5 protein-coding genes are annotated in these 3,940 nt (G+C 72.1%); all 5 read left to right on the forward strand.

From position 1 onward, the window contains the following. A partial coding sequence (locus tag D6689_04855; protein ID RMH43544.1) for an endonuclease III occupies positions 1-345 on the forward strand: 345 nt, incomplete at its 5' end. Then, positions 300-992 carry a sulfite oxidase-like oxidoreductase gene (locus tag D6689_04860; GenBank protein ID RMH43545.1) on the forward strand — a complete coding sequence of 231 codons (693 nt, stop codon included), beginning with the start codon at positions 300-302 and terminating at the stop codon, positions 990-992. The genes D6689_04855 and D6689_04860, both read left to right, overlap by 46 nt. 394 nt (positions 993-1,386) lie before the next feature. Next, positions 1,387-2,313: an SDR family oxidoreductase gene (locus tag D6689_04865; protein RMH43546.1), complete on the forward strand. Its 927-nt coding sequence runs from the start codon at positions 1,387-1,389 to the stop codon at positions 2,311-2,313. A gap of 159 nt (positions 2,314-2,472) precedes the next feature. After that, positions 2,473-3,069: a TetR/AcrR family transcriptional regulator gene (locus D6689_04870; GenBank protein RMH43547.1), complete on the forward strand. Its 597-nt coding sequence runs from the start codon at positions 2,473-2,475 to the stop codon at positions 3,067-3,069. Positions 3,070-3,142: 73 nt separating this feature from the next. After that, positions 3,143-3,940: hypothetical protein (locus tag D6689_04875; GenBank protein ID RMH43548.1), on the forward strand; the 798-nt coding region annotated here is incomplete at its 3' end.

Here is a 3,940-nt window from a genome sequence, read left to right on the forward strand (position 1 = left end):
CCCGGCGTCGGCCACAAGACGGCGAGCGTGGTCATGGCGCAGGCGTTCGGCGAGCCCGCGTTTCCGGTCGACACGCACGTTCACCGGCTCGCGGGCCGCTGGGGATTGTCGCGCGCGCGCGACGTGGCCGAGACGGAGCGCGATCTGAAGCGGCTGTGGCCGGCTCCGCTGTGGCACGCGCGCCACCTGCAGATGATCTTTTTCGGCCGCGAGCACTGTCCGGCGCGGCGCCACGACCTGACGGCGTGCATGATATGTAGCTGGGCCGCGTCGCGGCGGCGCATCCGCGAGGAGATGGCATGGCAGACGACACGAAACGGGCGCGCATCGTCGAGGCGAGGCTGAAGCTGCGGGAGCGGCTGCTCGACCGCATGCAACGGACGCCCGGACTCAGCGACAGCGAGCCGCTGGGTTCCGGGCCGCCGAACCGCCACGGCATGCCGCGGTTGCCGATCGGACAATACGAGACGACCAAGTGGCCCGTGCTCGACCTCGGGGTCAAGCCGGATGTGTCGCGCGATGCGTGGCGCCTGGTCGTCGACGGCGCGTGCCGCCGCCCGCTCGAGCTGACGTGGGACGACCTGATGGACTTGGGGCCGGTCGACGACACGAGCGATTTTCACTGCGTCACGACCTGGTCGCGCTTCGACCTGCGGTGGCGGGGCGTGCGCGTGGCCGACGTGATCGCGCTCGCGGACCCCGCCGGCGACGCCGACTACATCATGTGCCATGCGTACGATGGCTATACAACCAACGTGCCGCTCGTGGAGGCCATCAAGCCGGACGTGTTGCTGGCGTTCGAGGTCGACGGCGAGCCGCTGCCGCGCGAACACGGCGGCCCGGTCCGCATGGTGACGCCCCAGCTGTACGCGTGGAAGGGCGCCAAGTGGATCCGGCGCATCGAGCTGATGGTGGAGGATCGGCCCGGCTTCTGGGAGGAGCGCGGGTATTCGATGACCGCCCATCCCTGGCGCAACGACCGCTACCGCTGAGGCGGCGGTCCGCGCCCGGTCATTGCGAGCGCGACCGCCGATCCCTGGCGCGACGACCGCTACCGCGGAAGCGGCGTCCCGCGCGCGGCCGTGCCGTGCGCTACCGCCGAGCCCCGGCGCCACGACCGCCGATCTCTGGCGCGACGACCGCTACGGCTGAGGCGGCGTTCCGCGCCCGGTCGTGGCGCGCGCGACCGCCCGCCGATCCCGCGCGCAATGGCCCGGACCCCTGCGGTGTTCCGCCGCCGGCGGCGGCGCGGCGGCGACGGCGGGCGTATTTTCGCTTGACATGGTGGCACGGAATGAATATTCATTCCACGAACACGCCTTGGAATGAACGTTCATTCCAGGGCAGTCCCCTCGTTCCATCCCCCGCAACCATGGAGAATCCCAGATGACCGCGACCTCTTCGACTCCGAACCGTCCGACCGTGCTCATCACCGGCGCCACCTCCGGCATCGGCCGCGCCACCGCCTTGCGGCTGGCGCGCACCGGCTTTCGCGTGTTCGCCACCGGCCGCAACGCGGAGGCGCTCGCCGCCCTCGAACGAGAGGCGGACGGCGGCCCCCTCACCGCGTTCCGGCTCGACGTGACGGACCCGGAATCGGTGGCCGCGGCCGTCCGCACCGTCGACGCCGCGACCGGCGGCTACGGCCTCGACGCGCTGGTCAACAACGCCGGCTACGGCACCGCCGGCCCCGCCGAGCTGTGTACGGACGACGACATCCGCGCACAATACGAGGTCAACCTGTTCGGCGCGCTCCGCGTCACGCGCGCCTTCTTGCCCAAGATGCGCGAGCGCGGTGCGGGCCGCGTGGTCAACGTGTCGAGCATCGGTGGCCGCATCACGTTCCCGCTGTTCGGCGTCTACAACTCCACCAAGTACGCGCTCGAATCGCTCACTGACGCCTTGCGCATGGAGCTGCACCCGTTCGGCGTCCGGTTCGTGCTCGTCGAGCCCGGCGTGATCGCCACCGGGTTTGCCGACCGGTCGATGCACGAGGTCGCCAAGTACCGATCGGCGGATTCGCCGTACGCCCCGGTCACCGATCGCGCCGACGAGCTTCGGGCGAAGACCGACCGCACCGCCGTCGGGCCGGAGGTCATCGCGCGCACGATCGAGCGCGCCCTGCGGGCGCGGCGGCCGCGCGCCCGCTACGTCGCGCCGTTTCGCTACCGAGTGGCCCTCGCGCTCATCGCGATCACGCCGACGTGGCTGTACGACTGGGCGATGCGCCGCGCCGTCGGGCTCACGCGCCGCAATCTCGGGCTGGCCGGCGGACCTCGCCCCGCGCTGCGCCCCGGGCCGGCCGCGCGCTGACGTGCGGGGGCCGTCCGACAGACGCCCGGCCCCCGCGCCGCGGCGGCGCCGCACGCGCCGCACGCGCCGCGCCCGCCGAGCGATCGGCCGCGCCGCGACCGCGCGCGGGCCCGCGCGGCCCGAACCGGAGAGAGCGCGCGGTGATACAACGGTGCCGCGATGACCTCCCCGCCCACACCGCGCGATCGCGCGACCGACAAGCGCGCCGCGATCCTCGACGCCGCCCTCGCCCTGTTCGCGGAGCGAGGCTTTCACGGCACGGCCGTGCCGGCGGTCGCCGAGCGGGCCGGCGTCGGCGCCGGCACGATCTACCGCTACTTTCCGAGCAAGGAGGCGCTGGTCAACGAGTTGTACCGCACGTGGAAACAGGAGATCGCGCGGCGCGTGATCGGCGCGCTGTCCGCGGACGCGCCCCCGCGCGCGCAGTTTCACGCGCTGTGGACCGCGATCGCACGGTTCGCTCGCCAGCACCCGACCGCGTTCGCGTTTCTCGAGCTGCACCACCACGCCGACTACCTCGACGCCGACAGCCGCCAAGTGGAAGATCGCGTCGTGGCCGCGGCGGTGGCCGTGATCGAACGCGCGCAGCGAGCGGGCGCCGTCCGGGCCGGTCCGCCGCTGCTGCTGCTGTTCGTCGTGTACGGCGCGCTCGTCGGGGCGGTGCGCGCCGAGGCCGAGGGCCGCATCCAGCTCACCGACGATCACCTCGCGGCCGCCGAGGACATGTGCTGGGCGGCCATCGCCGCGCCGAGCTGACCGGGCGCCCCGGGGCCGGCGCGCCCGGTGGTCGAAAACTCGCGCCGACGACGGACGCGTGTACGCTCGTTGCGTGCGCGAGTTTTTCCGAGCCGTCCACGACGTGCTGGACACGGAGCTGTTCACGCTGTCAGGCGTGCCCCTCACGGTGTCGTCGCTGCTGGCGTGCGCGCTGATCATCCTGATCGGCTTCGCACTCGCGCGCATCGCCGGCCGCGGCGTATTTCGGTCCGTCGTCAAGCGCGGGCGCGCCCCCGGCGTGGCCGCCGCGGTCGACCGCATCGTGCGCTACAGCATCTTCGCGACCGCGGTGTTCGTCGCGCTCGACACCATCGGGGTCAACCTGACGGCGCTGTTCGCCGGAGCGGGCGTGCTGCTCGTCGGCATCGGCTTCGGCCTGCAGAACATTGCCCAGAACTTCATCTCCGGCCTGATCGTGTTGCTGGAGCGGCCGGTCAAGGTCGGCGACTTCGTCAAGGCCGGCGAGGCCTACGGAGCGATCGAGCACATCGGCATGCGCGCCACCCGGGTCGTGACGCGCGACGCGACGACGATCCTGATCCCGAACAGCGAGCTGATCACCGCCCAGGTCGTGAACCTGTCCATCCCCACCCCTCAGGTCCGGCGCGAGGTGATGGTCGGCGTCGAATACGGCAGCGACACCGCGCGCGTGCGCGACGCGCTGCTCGCGGTCGCCGCGGCGCATCCGGACGTGCTCGACGATCCGGCCCCGGAGGTCCATTTTCGAGACTTTGGCGCGTCGAGCCTCGACTTCGCGCTGCTCGTGTGGCTCCGGAATCCGCTCGACGATCTGCGCGTGTGCTCCGAGCTGCGGTTCGCCATCGACGCGGCGTTTCGCGACGCGGGCATC

Source organism: Deltaproteobacteria bacterium (assembly GCA_003696105.1).
Taxonomy (GTDB): Bacteria; Myxococcota_A; Polyangia; order Haliangiales; family J016; genus J016.